This is a genomic window from Sphingobium sp. LMA1-1-1.1 (assembly GCF_040676365.1).
In the GTDB taxonomy this organism is placed as follows: domain Bacteria; phylum Pseudomonadota; class Alphaproteobacteria; order Sphingomonadales; family Sphingomonadaceae; genus Sphingobium.
Genome location: NZ_JBEGHS010000023.1, coordinates 483,947 through 499,108, shown reverse-complemented (window position 1 = coordinate 499,108; position 15,162 = coordinate 483,947). Strand labels below are relative to the sequence as shown.

General features: G+C 62.8%; 9 protein-coding genes. 3 read left to right on the top strand and 6 right to left on the bottom strand.

Translation table 11 applies throughout. The features are described 5' to 3' along the window. Positions 1 to 187: 187 nt before the first annotated feature. Together MRBLMA1_RS13700 and MRBLMA1_RS13695 are read right to left on the bottom strand one after the other, a co-directional pair. Positions 188 to 2,065: a gamma-glutamyltransferase gene (locus tag MRBLMA1_RS13700; protein ID WP_363737375.1), complete on the bottom strand. Its 1,878-nt coding sequence runs from the start codon at positions 2,063 to 2,065 to the stop codon at positions 188 to 190. Between the two features lie 75 nt (positions 2,066 to 2,140). Next, positions 2,141 to 5,260 carry a TonB-dependent receptor domain-containing protein gene (locus tag MRBLMA1_RS13695; protein ID WP_363737374.1) on the bottom strand — a complete coding sequence of 1,040 codons (3,120 nt, stop codon included), beginning with the start codon at positions 5,258 to 5,260 and terminating at the stop codon, positions 2,141 to 2,143. A 102-nt stretch (positions 5,261 to 5,362) separates the two neighbouring features. On the opposite strand from MRBLMA1_RS13695, the gene MRBLMA1_RS13690 reads away from it, so the two are divergent. The 3 genes from MRBLMA1_RS13690 (at position 5,363) to MRBLMA1_RS13680 (ending at position 10,549) form a co-directional block, all read left to right on the top strand. Further along, on the top strand, positions 5,363 to 5,593 hold the full coding sequence (locus MRBLMA1_RS13690) for a hypothetical protein (protein ID WP_363737373.1): 231 nt from the start codon (positions 5,363 to 5,365) through the stop codon (positions 5,591 to 5,593). A 120-nt stretch (positions 5,594 to 5,713) separates the two neighbouring features. Beyond that, complete coding sequence (locus tag MRBLMA1_RS13685) at positions 5,714 to 7,588, top strand: gamma-glutamyltransferase family protein (RefSeq protein WP_363737372.1); 1,875 nt, start codon at positions 5,714 to 5,716, stop codon at positions 7,586 to 7,588. 12 nt (positions 7,589 to 7,600) lie between these two features. Next, complete coding sequence (locus MRBLMA1_RS13680) at positions 7,601 to 10,549, top strand: amidohydrolase family protein (RefSeq protein ID WP_363737371.1); 2,949 nt, start codon at positions 7,601 to 7,603, stop codon at positions 10,547 to 10,549. Here the strand turns inward: MRBLMA1_RS13680 and MRBLMA1_RS13675 are convergent. From MRBLMA1_RS13675 to MRBLMA1_RS13660, 4 genes are read right to left on the bottom strand one after another with little or no spacing between them, the layout of a single operon-like run. After that, complete coding sequence (locus MRBLMA1_RS13675) at positions 10,513 to 11,601, bottom strand: acyltransferase family protein (RefSeq protein WP_363737370.1); 1,089 nt, start codon at positions 11,599 to 11,601, stop codon at positions 10,513 to 10,515. The two genes, MRBLMA1_RS13680 and MRBLMA1_RS13675, sit on opposite strands and share 37 nt — an antisense overlap. Then, a complete protein-coding gene (locus MRBLMA1_RS13670) occupies positions 11,598 to 12,821 on the bottom strand; it encodes a polysaccharide biosynthesis protein GumE (protein ID WP_363737369.1) in 1,224 nt (407 codons plus the stop codon). The genes MRBLMA1_RS13675 and MRBLMA1_RS13670 overlap by 4 nt, the downstream gene beginning before the upstream one ends. A 25-nt stretch (positions 12,822 to 12,846) precedes the next feature. Next, positions 12,847 to 13,971 carry a polysaccharide biosynthesis protein GumK gene (locus MRBLMA1_RS13665; protein WP_363737368.1) on the bottom strand — a complete coding sequence of 375 codons (1,125 nt, stop codon included), beginning with the start codon at positions 13,969 to 13,971 and terminating at the stop codon, positions 12,847 to 12,849. Continuing rightward, positions 13,968 to 15,104, bottom strand: coding sequence for a glycosyltransferase (locus MRBLMA1_RS13660; RefSeq protein WP_363737367.1), 1,137 nt, complete (start codon positions 15,102 to 15,104; stop codon positions 13,968 to 13,970). Before MRBLMA1_RS13660 ends, MRBLMA1_RS13665 begins: the two co-directional genes overlap by 4 nt. Between the last annotated feature and the right edge of the window lie 58 nt (positions 15,105 to 15,162).

The following is a 15,162-nucleotide window of genomic DNA, read 5'->3' as shown; positions in this document are numbered from 1 at the left end:
CGCGACATGACAGACGTGGCGGAGAGGCTCATGGCAAGGTGGTGAAAGGAGGTTACCGGCACCACCCGGATCAAGGACCACAAGACCCTAGCCACGCCTGACAGTCTTGAGTTCGTCCTGGAAACGGATGAGGGCAAGAGGCCGCGCATAAACCGGAATCGCTACAGAAGCGGTAAGATCCGCGGCCTCAATAGCCTACGGCATAACCCATGCGGCGGGAATCTGCCCCGCCCATGCGCGCGCCGGATGAGTCGACCAATATTCCCTGGACGCTGCCAATCGCATAGGGACCGACCTTCTCGATCCGATGGCCCATGGCGGTCAGCCCTTGCAGCACAGTATCGGCAAATCGCCCCTCCGCCTGCACGGTAATGGCCGCGCCGGGCTTGTAGAAATTCGGATCCGCATCGAGCGCGAAGCGCGGCGCCTCTATGGCCTGTTGGATAGGCATGCCGCGATCAACGATGTTCACCAGGAACTGGAACTGCGTCTGTCCGATCGTCTCGCCGCCTGGCGATCCAAACACCAGATGCAACCGGCCCTTGTCGAGGAGGATGGTGGGACCATTGCCCAAAAGCGCGAGCTTTCCTGGCACTACCTTGTTCGGGTGGTCGTCATATGGCGCCGTCGATCCCAGTCGGAGGCCATTGTTGAATAGGATACCCGTATCGCCCATCACGAGGAACGTACCGAAACCGCCGCCGATGGTCGTCGTGACGGCGATGGCGTTCCCCTCGGCATCGACGGCGGAAAGGCTGGTGGTATCGCCGTCACGCGTGCGGTCGTCTCCCCGCGCGGCAAAGCGGGGTCGTGATCCTTGCTGCGCCATCCGGCCGTAGGCGGCGGCATCGCCACCCTCCGGATAGGAGGCCGCTTTGATCGGATCGATCAGCTTTCGCCGTTCTGCCGCGAAAGGCTTGGACAGCAGGCCCTCGACCGGCGTCTGCACGAAGCGGGGATCGGCGGCATAGCGGTAGACATCCGCCTTGGCGACCTTGATCGCCTCGATCAGCAAATGGGTAAGTTGCGCTCCGTCCGCGGGCAGGGCGGCAAGGTCGAAACCCTCGACCAGATTAAGCTGCTCGCACAGTTCCAGCCCGGTGCGGGATGTGAGCGGACTGCTGTAGACGTCCAGCCCGCGATAATGCGTGCTGACCGGATCGCTCCAGCGCGGCTGATAGGCCTTGAGATCATCAAGGCGCAACCAGCCTCCGCTTTCGTTCGAAAAGCGAGAAAATTCCTGGGCGATGGGGCCTGAGTAGAAATAATCATAGGCCGCTTGCAGGGCCCGGTTGCGGTCAGCGCCGCCGTCCAGCGCCTTCATCTCGGCATCGGCCAGCGTCTGGAAGGTGCGGGCGAGATTGGGATTGCGGAAGATCGAGCGGGGTGACGGCGGCTGCCCGTCCGGCAGGAACAGGGCGGCACTGGTCGGATAGAGGCTCAGCGTCTTCTGCGCCCGGCCGATGAACAGAGCGATCGACGGATCGAGGGGGTGACCGTCGCGGGCATAGCCGATCGCCGGTTCCAGCAATATGGCGAGCGGTAGCCTGCCGAAGCGTCGGGCCAGTGCGATCCAGCCACCGAACGCGCCCGGCACGGTGAGTGCCCTTGGTCCATGGTCGAGCGCCCTGGGATCAACCTGTGGATCGAGCAGGCGCGGTGCACCGCCCGTAAAGGCGAGCGAATGGACCTTGCCCGCCTTGCGGTCGAGGCAGGTGGCGAAGCCGTTGCCGCCCGCGCTCGACGCCCAGGGTTCGACGACGTTCATCACAGCCATGGCCGCCACCACCGCGTCGGCCGCACTGCCGCCCTGCATCAGCATGCGCGTTCCCGCCATTGCGGCGAGCGGATGACCGGCGGTGACGCCGCCATGCGGCATCGGCACCTCGACGCGGTGTGCTGCGACGCTAGTCCCGCCGGCGCGGGGCGCATCCGGTGCACGGGAGCCCGACTGCGCGCGGGCAGCGGAAGGAAAGCCGGCGAGGACCATGCCTGAAAGGCCGGCGGCGAGCAATTCTCGACGATGGAGCGCTTCCGGGCGCACGGGCTTATTGGGAGCGGACATGGGTCAACCTTTGATCCTCATGGCAAGGGGAGGAGGGGGTGCGGCGTGGGAACCCTGGCGCCGCACCCTGCCGCATCAGAAGGATTTCTTGATGCTGGTGTACCAGTAGCGTGCTTGCGGCTGGTAGAGGTTCGACAGATAGCCGGTCGATGCCAGTGGGGGATCCTTGTCGAAGATGTTGCGGGCGCCGATCTGGATGCTGGTGTCTTTGAGCGGGCCACCATTCCTGAACGTATATTGGGCATAGAGATTGACGGTCGTCTGCCCCTTTACGATCCAGGGATTGGTCGAGGCGTCGCGTGCCGCGTTTTCATAGACGCTGTCGATGAACTGCGTATAGGCGCCGATCTTCACCGGCCCCAGGGTCCAGTCCAGCGTCGCGGCGAGCCGCCAGCGCGGCTGGCCGTCGCGCCCTACGACATCGCCCCCGCCCTGGATTGGCACGCCCGCATTGACAAGGCCCGCGGACCGCCCATTGATCACCGCCGTCACGCCCGCCGGAGCATCGACATAATAGCTGATCAGGCGTGATGCGTTGACATTGAGCGAGAAGGTTCCGACGGTCACGGTGGGCAGCAGATAGTCGAGGTTGAAATCGATGCCCTGCACGGTCACCGGCAGCAGATTTTCGAAATTGGCGACCACATAGAGCAGTTCGCCCACGGGCGCGAGGCCGGTGCCCGCAACCAGCGCTATATCATCCGCAGTCGGATCGCGACGTACGACATTGGGATTGTTGCTGCCCTGCACGCGCTGCAGATAGTCGAGGTTGAGGCCGTTCTGATAGTCAAGCAAACCGACCACATTCTTCTGTTTGATGCGCCAGCGGTCGACGGTGAAGGTCACCTTGCCCCATCCTTCGCCCAGCGGCGGCGAGATGACCGCGCCAAAGCTCCAGCTTTCCGACTCCTCAGGCTTCAGATTGGGATTGCCTCCACTGCGCCGCAGCACGGAAATACTGCGGTTGCATTGCGAGAAATTGGCGATTCGTCCGGCGCGCAGGTCCGCTTCGCACAGCACATAATCGATGCCGGTGTTCACGCGGTCCAGCGTAGAGGTATTGATCACCTCCAGGTTGGGAGCGCGGAAACCCTGTGACCAGGAACCGCGCAGCCGCATGCCCTCAAGCAGTTCCCAGCTCCCCGCGATCTTCGGCTTCGCGACCGACCCGACGTCGCTATAATCTTCATAGCGTCCGGCGATCTGGAAATCGAGGCTGCGGAAGAAGGGAACCTCCATCTCCGGACTGAAGATCGGGATGGCGAGTTCCGCATAGGCGGACTTTACGTCGCGCTTGCCGCGCACGTCCGGGCTCGGACTAGCCCCGCCCAGGTCGGAACCGTAGAAGATGCCGGTGACCGCATCGGTATAGGTTGTATCGATCCCTCTTATTCCGCCCTGATAGGGGGAGCGGTTGTCATGATAGGTCTCGCGGCGATATTCGACGCCCGCCGCAATGCCGATGCTGTTGTCCGCCCACAGGCCCAGCAGATTAGCATTTGAAATCTTGAAGTCCCACAGCGCCAGCGATGTGCGTGTCCTGCGCGTCGCCTTGATGCGGAAACTGTCGATGGTCGCATCGCTGTTGGGCGTACAGTCCCCGATCGACGGCGTATCGACGCAGCCGCCGTTGAAGGGATTGTAGGCATCGGGCGTGGTACGGTTGATTGCGGCCTGCAGCAAGCTGTTGGAGAAGTTCTCCTGCGTGTCCGCGGCGGTCGCCCAGGTGTACAGGGCTGCCGAATCCCAGTCCCAGTTCCCGATATTCCCCTTGAGGCCGCCGAGGAACCGATATTGGTAGTTGGTGACGTCGACCTTGCGCGATCCGAAGTCGACATAGCTTAACGAGGTGATCTGTACAGGCAGGCCTGAGGCGGGAACGACCGCGGTATTGAGGCCTGGCAGGCGGTTGGGCGAGCCGACGGGCCCGAGCGGGTTCCAATAGGCGTTGGCGGCGACTGTGATGGGAATGTTCGCCAGCGAGCCCGGCGCACCGATGATCGCCTGTGTCTTGCCGCGATAGAAGCCCGCTTCGCCATAGAGGGTCAGATTATCGGTCAGGTCGAAATGTCCGTTGGCGAACAGGTTGACGCGCTTGACCGAGGGCTGCGTGGTGAGGTTCTGGAACGTTGCGGGCGCATTGAAGCGCAGGTTGCTGTCGACCGTAGCCATCTCCGTCGCGCCGTTGCCGTCGTCATAGCAGGTACCTGCGGGGCCGGAGGGGATGCGGCATCCGCTGTTGGCGCTTGGCTGAATGTGGAACTGGCTCGAACTGTTGGTGAAGGCGATGCCGTTGCTGGTGATCGTCCGGTTGAGGAAGGATCCGTTGGCGGCCGGACTGAGCGCGCGGAACGTGCCCCACGGCGTGCTGGTGCTGGTGCCGTTGAACGCGGCGACATTGGCGAAGCTGGTGCCGGCCACATAGCCACGCCGGTCGACATTGGCGGTATAGTCCTGGTCGCTGAGATACAGCTTCGACTTCCGCGCATAACCGGCGAACAGCGTGATGTTACCGCGCCCTTCGCTGAAGTCCTTGCCGACAAGCCCATTGATCGTGAACTCGCGCAGGTTCGTGCCTTCAGCTCCGCCATATTGCGCGTCAAACTTCGCGCCGTTGAAATCGGAATTGAGGACATTGTTGACGACGCCGGCAACGGCATCTGATCCATAAAGGGCCGCAGCGCCATCGCGCAACACTTCCACGCGCGCAATATTGCCGACGGGAATTGTATTGGCATTATAGCCGAAGGTCGGAACGCCGGAATCGATGACGCCCGATATGGCCTGAGATGTCGGATGCAGCACGGTTCGGCGGCCATTGATCAGCAGTAGGGTATTGCCTTGGCCCAGGCCGCGCAGGGATACGGTGGAAACGTCGCCACGGGCGGCGTTCGCGTTGCCGCCGCCCAGCACCTGCTCGTTGAACGTCACGCCGCCCAGTTGCGGGATGGAACGAAAGAGATCGGCGCCTGAGACTGCAGCCACTGCTTCGATCTGCTGTTCGCCCACGACGCTGACAGGTAGCGCGCCGGTCGTGTTCGCGCCTCTGATCTGGGTACCGATAACGACGATCTCAGCGCCCTTGTCCATTTCTGACAGCGGGACGCTATCCGTCTGCGCATGCACGGCACCGGCCGACAATACCCAAAGACTGGCTCCTGCCAATTTTGAAAATCTCTCTCTTCTTACCCTCATCTTTCTGTTCCCCTGTAAAGAAGTCCTTGTTTCCGACGTTGCGGTCAAAGGACTTTGCGTGGTTTCAGCTATCAGGCGGCCGCGCGCCGATGGAGATCGTGCATGACCGGCAAAGAATCTGGTAAGTTCTGTATTTTTCCGGACTGTGCATTTGCGGACCCCGGTAGCTGGAGTTCCGGCATCATCCCCATATGGGCCTATGTGCTGCCGGCTCCCTGCCGGCAGCATGCATCGGCGGGCGCAGCGCCCACTTCCGCGCCCGTTCAAATGGGTAGAACTGATGAGATCAAGATTTCCGCCATATTCAGACGAATATTTTCCTGGGACGCGTGAAATATCCCAAGGATAGCGGAAAGCGGGTTCTTTATCGTTACAGGGAAAAGGAACTGGCAGGACCAATGCCCGCTTGCCCTTGGGCAGCGCTTCCATGTCGACTACAGGGGATCTTCGTTCATGACGGATACCGCAGGACAGGGATTGAGCCGTCGTGACTTGGCGGCACTGGCTGTCGGAGGCGCCGTCCTGGCGCAGGGGCAGGCGTTCGCGCAGGGCGCCGCACCGGCGGCAAAAGCGCCGCTGGAACCTACCCGGCTGGTGAGCGCCGGCGAAACGCTGCGCCCGGAGATCGTGGGGAATTTCGGTATCGTCGCCGCTGGGCGCCATTATGCGGTCGCCGCGGGAACGCGTATCTTGATGGCGGGGGGCAATGCCACCGACGCAGGTGTCGCCGCCGTGTTTGCTGCCGCGGTGACGGAAATTTCCCATTTCGGCTTTGGCGGCGAGGCGCCGACGATCGTCTACGACGCGAAGGCGAAGCAAGTCTCCGTGGTGAACGGGCAAGGGGTGGCCCCTGCGCTCGCCACGCCGGACAAGTTCGCCAAGGCGGGCGTTATTCCCGGCAATGGTCCCAATGGCGGAACGGTTCCCGCCATGGTCGACGCCATGGCGCTGGCCTTACAGCTTAACGGCACCATGACTTTGAGCCAGGTTCTGCAGCCCGCCATGGAACTGGCGGACGGTTTCGTGATGTACAACTTCCTGGCTGAAGTCTTCGCGAGCCAGAAGAAGGCGACATCCCGGTGGAAAGATGCCTACGAAACCTATTATCCGGGTGGAAAATCGCCCAAAGTGGGCGAGATATTCCGCCAGCCCAATCTGGCCAGGACTATCCGCATCATCGCGGAAGCGGACCGGATCGCCTACAGGAAGAAGAAGGACCGCAAGGCCGCGATCCAGGCTGGACGCGACGCCTTCTACAAGGGAGACATCGCCCGTCGGATCGGCGCGGCGATGGAGCGCGACGGGGGTCTGATGCGCTACGAAGACCTTGCGGCCTACAGGGGCAAGGTCGAGACGCCGACGATGACCAGCGTCTTCGGCTATGAAGTCTGCAAGGGGGGCTTCTGGAGCCAGGGCCCTGCCATGCTGATGGCGCTCAATATTGCAGAGGCTGCGGGCATCGCGACGATGGAACCGGGATCGGCCGCCTACCTCCATGTCGTGGCGGAATCGATCAAGCTCGCCTTTGATGACCGTAACGCCTATTTCGGAGACCCTGATTTCGCGACCATCCCGATGAAGGGCTTGCTATCCAAGGCCTATGCGTCGGAACGCGCGAGGCAGATCGGCCCCAAGGCCTCGCTGGAGCATCGCTATGGCGATCCCTGGGTATTTGAGGGAAGCGCCCGCACAACGCCCGTCTTCACGCCCCATGTGCTAAAGGCTCCGCCGCGTCCGACCGCTGATACCACCGCCATCGAAGTGGTGGACAAGGACGGGAACCTGTTCAGTGCGACGCCAAGTTCGGGCTGGCTGCTGGGCGGCGCCTATATTGCGGGAGATACGGGTGTGCCGATGAGCAATCGCCTGACCGTCTTTGACCTGGATCCCGAAAGCCCCAACGTTCTTGCTCCCGGCAAGCGTCCGCGCACGACGCTCTCCCCCTGCATGGTGCTGAAGGACGGCGCTCCCTATCTGGCTATCGGCACGCCGGGCGGTGACAATCAGGACCAGCAGATCATGAATGTGCTGCTGCGCGTGCTGGCCTTCGACCAGCCGCTCCAGGCCGCGATCGAAGCGCCCCGCATCAACAGCAATCATTTCCACGCCTCCTTCGCGATCAAGAAGGACGAGCCGGGCGTGCTGGAAATCGAGGACCGCGTGCCGCAGGCGGTGCGGGACGATTTGGCCGCTCGCGGGCACAAGCTCGATGTATTGGGGCCGTTCGCTGTTTCCACCGGCATCGTTGCCGCCGGTGTCGTGCCCGACAGCGGCACCCTGCGCGGCGGGGCGGATGTGCGCCGCGAACGCTATGTCTTCGGCTGGTAAGAGGACCGCTCTATGCAATCTCCGCTGAAATATCTGTCCATCGCCCTGCTTTCGGCCTGCGCCGTGCAGGCCTACGCCCAGCCAGCCAATCTGCCCCCGCCGGGCGGTGAGAAGCCCATCGCCTTCGACGTGCATGAGGGTACGTCCATGAGTGTGTCCGTCTCACCGGACGGCAAATGGCTGGCGGTCGATCTTCAGGGCACCTTGTGGATCATCCCGGCCAAAGGCGGCAGGGCGAGGCGCATCACCGACTATTTCAACGATGCCCGCCAGCCGGTCTGGTCGCCCGACGGATCGCGGCTTGCCTATTTCGCCTATCGCGACGGCGGCTATGATCTCTGGACGATCAAGCCCGACGGCAGCGGCATGCGCAAGCTGACGGAAGGCGCGTGGGACGATCGCGAACCAGCCTGGTCGCCGAACGGCAAGACCATCGCCTTCTCCTCCGACCGCAGCGGCAATTACGACATCTGGACGCTGGACGTGGCCAGCGGGGTAGTGAAACAGGTCAGCCGCAATCCGCGTGAGGACAGGATGCCAAGCTGGTCCCCGGATGGCGCGAGGATCGTCTATGCGGGGACGGAAGGCAATAAGACGGCGCTCTACACGACCGCTTTGGCGGACGGCGCGGAAAGCCTGCTCAGACAGGCGGAGGGCAGGATCGACGCGCCCTCCTTCGGTCCCGGCGGCGAACTCGCCTATGTGGTGCAGGACGCGAAGGGCAGCCGGCTGGAAATCGAGGGCAAGGTGGTGAGCGGAACCGAGAATGTCTTTCCGTTCCGCATCGGCTGGGGGAAGGGCGGCTATTATTATGTCTCGGACGGCAAGATCAGGCACCGCAGCGGCGGGCGATCGTCGACCGTCGATTTCGCTGCCACGCTGGAAGTGGTGAAGCCCAGCTATGCCAGGGCGAAGCGCGACTGGGATTCCACCGCGCCGCGCAAGGCGCTGGGCATCGTCCATCCCACCATTTCGCCCGACGGAAGCCGTATAGCCTTCGTGGCGCTGGGCGATCTCTATCTCCTGTCGTCCAAGGGCGGCGTGCCCGAAAATCTGACCAGGGACGCCGCGATGGATGCCGATCCTGCCTGGTCGCCCGATGGGCAGAGCATCGCCTACACTTCCGACAAGGGCGGCGGCCTGCCGCAGCTGTGGATACGCGATGTCAAGACGGGCAAGGATCGCAGGCTCACCAATATCGAGACCCAGCCTCTGGCCGCCGCCTGGTCCCGTGACGGCAGTCGCATTGCCTTCCTTGATGTCGATGGGCGCTGGGGCGTGGCGGGCGTGTGCGTCGTCGACGTGGCGAGTGGCAAGGTGACGCGGCTCCAAGCGTCGCTTGGGCAGCCGGGAAACCCCAGTTGGTCGGCTGACGGCAAATATGTCGCCATCGCGCTTTCCTACAAATATTCCAACAGCTTCCGCGAGGGCGACAATCAGATCTATATGATCCCAAGCGACGGCAAGGGCGAACCCTTCTGGCAAGTGCCCCAGGAAAATGCCGGAACCGACACGCGTGGCGGGGGCGGGCCTGCCTGGTCGCCTGACGGCACGAAGATGGCGGCCATTTATGAAGGCCTGCTGAAGATCTGGCCCGTGGCCGCCGACGGCAAGCCGATGGCGCCGCCGCGCAGCTATACCTCCGAAATTGCCTATTTTCCCAGCTGGACCGCCGACAGCCGGACCATTCTCTATCAGTCATCCGACAAGTTGAAGGCGATCGACACGGAAACGGGCGTCATCCGGGAAATTCCGGTCGACCTCACCTACCGCCCCGCCAACCCGACCGGGCGGATGGTAATCCATGTCAGCAATCTGGTGGACTCCGTCCGCGACGAAACCCAGCACGACAAGGACATCGTGATCGAGGGCAACCGCATCTTTGCAATCTGCGATCATGATCCGGCGCTGCATCGGGCGGACCGCTTCGTTGATGGCACGGGTCTCACCGCCATTCCCGGCCTGATCGAGCATCATGCCCATCTGCAGAAGGATTTCGGCTCGAATCTGGAGCGTGCATGGCTGGCCTATGGCATCACCACCGTGCGCGATCCGGGCAATCAGGTCTATGACGCGATAGAGGACAGGGAGGCGGCCGAAGCGGGCGCGCGCATCAGCCCGCGTCTCTACGTCAATGGCCCGCTGCTCGAATGGCAGCGCGTCTATTACAAGATGGGCGTCGCCATATCCGGCCCGGCGCATTTGGAGCGGGAGCTGGAGCGCGCCCGCATCCTCAAATATGACATATTGAAAAGCTATGTCCGAATGCCCGATATCTACCAGCGTCGCATCGTGGAAGCGGCGCACGAGATGGGCGTGCCGGTCACCGGCCATGAAATCTTCCCCGCGGCCTATACGGGCGTCGATGCGACGGAGCATCTGGGCGCGACCAGCCGTCGCGGCTATTCGCCCAAACAGGGGCCGATGGGCATGGCCTATGAGGATGTCATCCAGCTATTCGGCAAGAGCGGCCGGACGCTGACACCCACCAATTTCGGCGCGCTGACCAATTATCTGGAGAAGAACCCTTCCTATCGCGATGACCCGCGCATCAGCCTCTATCCGATCTGGGCGCGCAAGACCGTGACGGAGAGTGAGCCGATGATGGCGTTGTTGCGGCCGATGATGGCGGGAAGCCTGGCCAGCCTGAAGAAGATGTTCGATGCCGGCACGCTGGTTGCGGCGGGCACGGACACGATGATCGCGACCAACCTGCATGCGGAGCTGTCCTCCTATGTCGATGCCGGGCTGACGCCCTTTCAGGCGCTGCAGACGGCGACGGTCAATTCGGCCCGGTCGCTCAACCTGGACGCAGGAACATTGGAGGCGGGCAAGCTCGCTGACATTGCCCTGCTCGCCGGCGATCCGCGTGAGAACATCGCCAACACTTTCAATGTCAGGAAAGTCATTGCCAACGGCAAATATTATGATGTGGAGGAACTCGTGTCCGGCGGGCAATAAGGGGACAATATGATGCCCTTGGACTGCCGGTCGAACAGCCCTGCAAGCAGGCGGCGCAACCGATGGTTGGCCGGTTCTTCGATGAAGCGATGGGACAGTGCCGCGATGCCGACCGCCAGCAGCAGCGATGCCATGGCGCGTGGGACCTGCGGTATCGGCAAATATCCCGCCAGATAAAGAGCGGGCATGTGCAGCAGGTACAGCGAAAAGCTCCATGCCCCCAGCCGCCGCATGACGCAATTGCCCCACAACCAGTCGTTCAGCCTATGATCGATGGTCGCGCTGTAGATGACGCAGGCGCAGAGTAGGACCTTCGCCAGATCGCCATAATAGCCGATATGCTTGGGGTCGCCGCGCGTCGAAGGGAAGAGGAAGGGCTCCGCCCACGGTGGGGAGAGCAGGATCGCCGTCAGGAAGGCAAGCGCGCTTGCCAGCACCAGCATGGCCGGGAGCGGGCGCGGGGGTCCGGCCCAGACCAGCAGCGCAGCGCCGATCCCGGCGATGAAGATATGCAGCTTTGCGAAGACGGAAAAGCCGGGCGTCCAACTGCTGATCGCATAGGTGAGACAGATCGCGCTCGTCAGCGCCAGGAAGGCGATGGGCCTGTTTCGGCGGCTGCTGTAGAATGCCATCCACATCAGCGGAAAGAGGAAGTAAAATTGGAATTCTGGGCCGATGGACCAGAAGATCGGCTGTGCGCTTGTAAAGCTGAGCAGTCGCAGGAGTTGCTGGCCGTCTATGCGATAGATGAAGGCGGGATCGGCATAGTTGAACAGGAAGAAGGACAGCAGCGATACCCCCAGATAGAGCGGCAGTATCCGCGCCGCCCGCGCGATTCCATAGTGCAGCAGCACCTGGGCGTCGGGCCTCTGCCGCAGATAGAGATGGCCCATCAGGAAGCCGCTGAGCACGAAGAACAGCATTACCCCATGATCGCCCAGGCGGTGATTGACCCAGGACGGCAGCCCGACATCGGGGAAATGCGACAGCATCACGATCAGCGCCGCAAAGCCGCGCAGTCCGTCCAGCGCTGGAATATGCCGCCCGTTCATGCCGTATCTATGCCGTTCGCCGCCGTCTGCCCGCGTGCGAAGCAGAAGCCATAGAGCGCCCACATCAGCGCCGCAGTCTTGATGGAGAGTAGTGAATTGCTGATCGGCAGGCACAGGATGAGGAACAGCATGATGCCATGTTTCGCCATGCGATCGCCGGGTGCCGTGCCGAACCCCGTCAGCGACAGCGTCAGCCATAGGCCAAGTGCGATGAGCACGGATTGGGACTGGATGAAATCTGCCCAACCTGCGTCATCCAGTCGCGCGAATTCGGGATTGACCCCCAGCAATGCGGTGGCGTCCATTGTTCCCAGTGCATGCAGGCCGATGCCCAGCCGGCCGGCGAAATTGTCGCCATTGGGCATCAGAAGACCGAGCGCATCCCCCAGCCAAAGCAGGCCCAGCATGACGGGAAGGTAGACCGCGCTCCAGCGATCAGGCAGATAACGGCAGAGAGGCAGATAGAGGCAGAAGAGCAGGATGACCGTCATCGCCAGCCGCCCGTCGCAGATCACCAGCAAGGCGAAGGTGGACGCGACCATGAAGGTCCGGCACCAGCGCGACAGTTCCCGCCAGCAGGCCGCCGTGAAGATGGTGGCGACAACCGCCCAGTTGCCGAGCGACACCGGCTCCAGGAAAAGGGATGATCCGCGATGGAAGCCGAAGCCGTTCAGCAGCAGCCGCCCGCCCGGCCGTTCCGAACTCAGGAACAGCGATCCGCCCGCCCAGAAGGCATTGGCGTCGTAACCGCGCGTGTTCACATAATAGTCGACCACGTTGAAGAATGCACCATATTGGTCCGGCCGCGCTAGTTCCCATATGCCCACGAGCAGGATGCACGCCTGCATGACAAGGATCGACCGACGGAACAGATCGGTGCGAAGCGCCGTGCCCAGCAGGATGAAGGCCGGGATCAGCAGCACGTCGCCCAATATCTTGGGATTGAACTGCGCCCGGATTGCGCTGGTCAGCAGCACGACCATAACCAGCAGCGCGGCCAGCACCCACCATCGCGCCGCCAGTGCGATCGGCTGGAACAGGCCCATCAGCAGCGCGGAAATGACGATGCCTCCCTGCATCACGGAAACGATCGATCCGCTCATCTGCGCCACATGGCTGTTCACCCAGGCGAGGAGCGGGTTGAACAGGACCGTCGCCGCCAACAGCGCAACGGCCGCCACTGGCATGACCGCGCGCGGCATGTCCACGGCGCTTCGCATACGGACGTCTCTTTGCAGGACAAGCTCAGCCAAGGGCGACCTCCACCAGCCGGTCTGCCACATCACCCCAATCCTGCGTCGGCGCGGGCCGCCTGCGCGTCTGGGCGGCCTTGGCGAAGGCCTGCACCATGTCCCGGCTATCGCCCGGGCGATAGCCGAAACGCAGCTTATGCTCGCCCACCGCGAAATCCGGGCAGACGGCCGGCAGGCCGATAGCGCCATATTGCATCAGTTTGAGGCTGGAATCCGCCAGATAGGCCGATGATTCCGCCGGCAGATAGGCTGCGATGCCGACATCGGCATGCTGAATATAGGGCAGCGTCCGTTCGAAAGGCATCTCGTCGTGCAGCACCACATTGGATGGGAAGGCGCGTTTGGGCGTGCCGATCATGTGGAAGGTGAAATGCGGCACGGCTTGCGCCAGCGTGCGGATCGCGCCCTCGTCAAACAGCATCGATCCGACCGCCACCGCATTATGGGGCTGGTCATAGGGGCTGATGGTCGGCCGGCGCAGGTTGCGCAGGTCGACGCCATGGGGAATGAAGATGCGCGGACAATCGAAGGCGTCGAAATGCGGCAGCATGCTGCGGGCGACGACCACGACCATGTCGATGTCGTGCGCGTGCCTTTGCAACGTCGCCTCGATGCATTGCGGCACGCCCGCAGTCGCCAGCAGGTCGGTCGCACGATAGACAATGCGCGCGTGCGGGGCGATGGCGCGCACGCGCCCGATCAGCGCGGGGGCGATGCCGGATTCGATGAGGATGAGGTCCGCCTTCGCCGCTGCCTCATCCAGAACAGGGCAGGCCATGCCGGCCCAGCGGTGGAACAGCCATCCGGTCAGCGCGTCGGGTAGCGGCATCTTTACCGGATGCCAGCGCGTCCGCCACAGACAGGCGTGTAGGCCGTCCACCCTTTCCCAGCGGTTGGCGCGCGGGTCCAGCCGAGCCCGGCTGTCGCCGCGCAGCCGCGACAGCCAGCTGTAGCCGATAGAAAGGAAGGCGACGTCGTGGCCCCTCTCGGCCATTTTCTGGGCGATGAAATGCACGCTGGCGCGCCGTGCCGTGCGATAGTCATGGCGCGACAGGATGAGGATGCGGGCGTTGGAGATGCCATTGGGAGCGAGGGCGGCCGAAAAGGGGATGTTCAATGGCGTTTCTCCCTGCGGCCGACGATTTCGTCATAATAATCCTCCAACGCCGCCATGTTCGAGCGGATGTGGAAACTGTTGTTGACCCATTCCCGTCCGGTTCGGCCGAAGCTTTCGCACAGGTCCGCCGTCAGCAGCAGTCGTTCGAGGTGTGCGGCATAGCCGCCCGTGTCGCGTCGCTCCGCCAGCAGGCCGCTTCGCCCCGGCAGGATCGCTTCGCGCATCGGTCCGTCGTCGAAGGCGACAACCGCCATACCCATCGCCTGCGCCTCCATCAGTACGATGGGCAGCCCTTCGCTGTCGCCATTCGCGGCGCGCATGCTGGGCATGGCGAAAATCCGATGCCGCGCCATGGCCGCGAACACCGCCTCACGGGGTTGCGGACCGACAAAGGCCGGTTGGATGCCCAATTTCCGCGCCTGATCCATCAGCGCCGGTTTCATCGGACCGTCCCCGATGATGGTGAGCGGCTCTTCACGCAGGCGGAGCGGCAGCCTGGCCCAGGCATCGAGCAGGAAATTGACGCCCTTCTTCTCGACCAGTCTGCCCACGAACAGCGCGCCGCGGCGCAGCGAGGGGGAATCGACCGGCGGCAGCGCGGCGGGATCAATGCCCAAGCGAATGACCCGCAGCTTGTTTTCGGGATAGCCGGCCTCCAGCAGGCATTGCCTGATCCAGTTCGACACGCAGATGATGCCGTCGGCATAGCGTATCAGGACGGGCTTCAGCATCAGGTACCAAAGTCCTTCGGTCCTCCGCGCATGTTCGCGGGCGGTGACGGTGGCGTCATAGCCATGGGCCGTCACTACCAGCGGCATGCCTCGCCGCAAGGCGAGCGGCAGGATAGCCGCGCCGTCCTGAAGGAAATGGGCGTGGATAAGGTCGGTGGAGCGTGAGCATAATTGTCCGCCGAGATTCTCATAATGTCCGGTCAGTCGATTGCTGATCCTTTTCCACTTTCCAGAGCCCGGTCGATGGAGGAGATGCAGTTGCTGTCCATCCCGATAATGTCCACCTACAATATCGTCGGCCATGACGAAGGGTCGATACCGGCGGAGCGAATGGATATGGTCCACGATGAATGTTTCGGACAAGGGTAGGAAACCGCGTCTGTAAATGGCGACCATGGGCATGATATCTGTCCGCACTGGGAAGAGCAGGTTCCGACCCTCGGGATATATCCTAGGGGTA

Coding starts and splice junctions, on each gene's coding strand:
- MRBLMA1_RS13670 (WP_363737369.1), bottom strand. CDS start 12,821: ATGCGAAGCGCCGTGGACATGCCGCGCGCGGTCATGCCAGTGGCGGCC.
- MRBLMA1_RS13685 (WP_363737372.1), top strand. CDS start 5,714: ATGACGGATACCGCAGGACAGGGATTGAGCCGTCGTGACTTGGCGGCA.
- MRBLMA1_RS13680 (WP_363737371.1), top strand. CDS start 7,601: ATGCAATCTCCGCTGAAATATCTGTCCATCGCCCTGCTTTCGGCCTGC.
- MRBLMA1_RS13695 (WP_363737374.1), bottom strand. CDS start 5,260: ATGAGGGTAAGAAGAGAGAGATTTTCAAAATTGGCAGGAGCCAGTCTT.
- MRBLMA1_RS13700 (WP_363737375.1), bottom strand. CDS start 2,065: ATGTCCGCTCCCAATAAGCCCGTGCGCCCGGAAGCGCTCCATCGTCGA.
- MRBLMA1_RS13690 (WP_363737373.1), top strand. CDS start 5,363: ATGACCGGCAAAGAATCTGGTAAGTTCTGTATTTTTCCGGACTGTGCA.
- MRBLMA1_RS13660 (WP_363737367.1), bottom strand. CDS start 15,104: ATGCCCATGGTCGCCATTTACAGACGCGGTTTCCTACCCTTGTCCGAA.
- MRBLMA1_RS13675 (WP_363737370.1), bottom strand. CDS start 11,601: ATGAACGGGCGGCATATTCCAGCGCTGGACGGACTGCGCGGCTTTGCG.